Source organism: Mycobacterium sp. (assembly GCF_049673265.1).
In the GTDB taxonomy this organism is placed as follows: domain Bacteria; phylum Actinomycetota; class Actinomycetes; order Mycobacteriales; family Mycobacteriaceae; genus Mycobacterium.
The window spans coordinates 1-1646 of record NZ_JBATXN010000141.1 but is presented as its reverse complement, the minus strand read 5'-3'; the positions used below and the strand labels follow the sequence as shown (position 1 = coordinate 1646).

General features: G+C 64.4%; 2 protein-coding genes, 1 tRNA gene and 1 pseudogene. 2 read left to right on the top strand and 2 right to left on the bottom strand.

Annotation, left to right across the window (positions count from 1 at the left end):
- Positions 1 to 592: pseudogene (locus WBF82_RS05125) on the top strand (DNA primase); the annotation flags it as partial.
- Here the strand turns inward: WBF82_RS05125 and WBF82_RS05120 are convergent.
- Complete coding sequence (locus WBF82_RS05120) at positions 589 to 834, bottom strand: hypothetical protein (protein ID WP_424382011.1); 246 nt, start codon at positions 832 to 834, stop codon at positions 589 to 591. The pseudogene WBF82_RS05125 and the gene WBF82_RS05120 overlap by 4 nt on opposite strands.
- A 161-nt stretch (positions 835 to 995) precedes the next feature.
- Here WBF82_RS05120 and WBF82_RS05115 point away from each other — a divergent pair.
- Positions 996 to 1068, top strand: a tRNA-Asn gene (locus tag WBF82_RS05115).
- 378 nt (positions 1069 to 1446) lie between these two features.
- On the opposite strand, the gene WBF82_RS05110 is transcribed toward WBF82_RS05115, so the two are convergent.
- A partial coding sequence (locus WBF82_RS05110; protein WP_424382010.1) for a DUF732 domain-containing protein occupies positions 1447 to 1646 on the bottom strand: 200 nt, incomplete at its 5' end.

Sequence of the window (1646 nt, the reverse complement as noted above, 5' to 3'; positions counted from 1 at the left end):
GCGCGAAGAGGCGAAGCACCCAACCAGCCGCGCCAAGCCTCGTCGCGCGGTGGCAGCCCAGTCCGACGCCATTGGGTCCGACTTCGCTGCCCTTCGTCCCGACCCGCGCGACCCCACGCGGTGGCCGCAGCGTGAGGCGCTCAAGTCGGCGTTGCAGTACCCGGCGCTGGCCGGGCCGGTGTTCGATTCGCTCACCGTGGAAAGCTTTACGCATCCCGGCTACGCCGCGGTCAGCGCTGCGATCGAGACGGCGGGCGGCACCGCAAGCGGCGTCGGCGGGGCAGAGTGGCTCGATGCGGTGCGCCAGAAGGCCCCGTCGCCGGCAGCCGCCGGGTTGATCAGCGAGCTTGGCGTCGAGGGCATCCGGGTCGACGATGACGAGAAGCTGCCCCGCTACATCGCCGGAGTGCTGGCGCGTCTGCAGGAGGTTTGGGTCGGCCGGCAGATCGCGGAGGTCAAGTCCAAACTGCAGCGGATGTCACCGGTGGAGCAAGGCGACGAGTACCACGCGCTCTTCGGCGACTTGGTCGCGATGGAGGCCTACCGCCGCAGCTTGCTGCAGCAGGCCAGCGGCGACGATCTCACCGCCTAAGCGCGCCTCGGTTTTGGCGGCTCGACGACGCTGGTCTCGTTGTCGATCTCGGTCAACGTCACCATCCGGGAGTCGGGTGACAGTCGATTCGCGATTTTGCGCCGTCCGCCTTCGATGACCGATTTGGCGGCGGGACTGCTCGTCAGGGTGCGGTAGGTGCCGAGGATCTGCTCGTAGCGACGGCGCCCAGCCTTGGCGCCCAACACGTAGCCCACTGCGAGCATGACGGCATACCGGATCAAAGCGGTCCCCTCCAGACGACGTTGGTGCGCTTGTGTCCATCCTGCCCCATACCGGGGGGCAAGTGCTCTCCGGCGGGTGATTGATTCGGTTGGGCTGGGCAGCTTAGTAAGCTAGAGTCATCCCTCGATCCGCGCCCACCAGGCGTGTGGAAAAGGGGCAGTCCTCCGTAGCTCAATTGGCAGAGCATTCGGCTGTTAACCGAAGGGTTCCTGGTTCGAGTCCAGGCGGGGGAGCTAGATGTTTGTATGCCTGGTGGTTATCGACCGCCGCCCCACCTGAACTTTGGCCGCAATTCACGCCAGGGCGTATTTCGGTTCGCCAGTAAAGCCGCGCCCGCGATGAACATGGTTATCGAAACCACAATGCTGACCACCATGCCAACAAGCCCACTCGGCAGCAGTCCCAGGATGGCCCCCGCTAAGGCGGTCAGGGTTATCCCCAAGACGGTTTTGATGTTAATTCGGGCCATCGGACTCATCCCTCGCAATGCTGACTGCGCTGTCGGATAAACCTACTCTGCGTGGATCAACGCAAACGTCACTTGCGCCCGCCCGGTAGCGGGATGTGCGCTACAGCAAGGATGCCCTTTGGGTGGGACCGACCTGGGCTTATTAGTGGCCACCAAGACCCGGGATAAGCGGCTGGGTGGTGTGCACGCTCGACTTGCTCAGGTAGTCCGGGCAGTAAGTGCTCGAGGCGAGCGCCGCGAATCGCATGGCGCCGCCGCTGTTCAATCCGGGGTTGCGCATCGACAGCTCATCGACGACGTCCTTTTCCGATCGCCCCGAGATCATCATGTCGCAGGCCATTC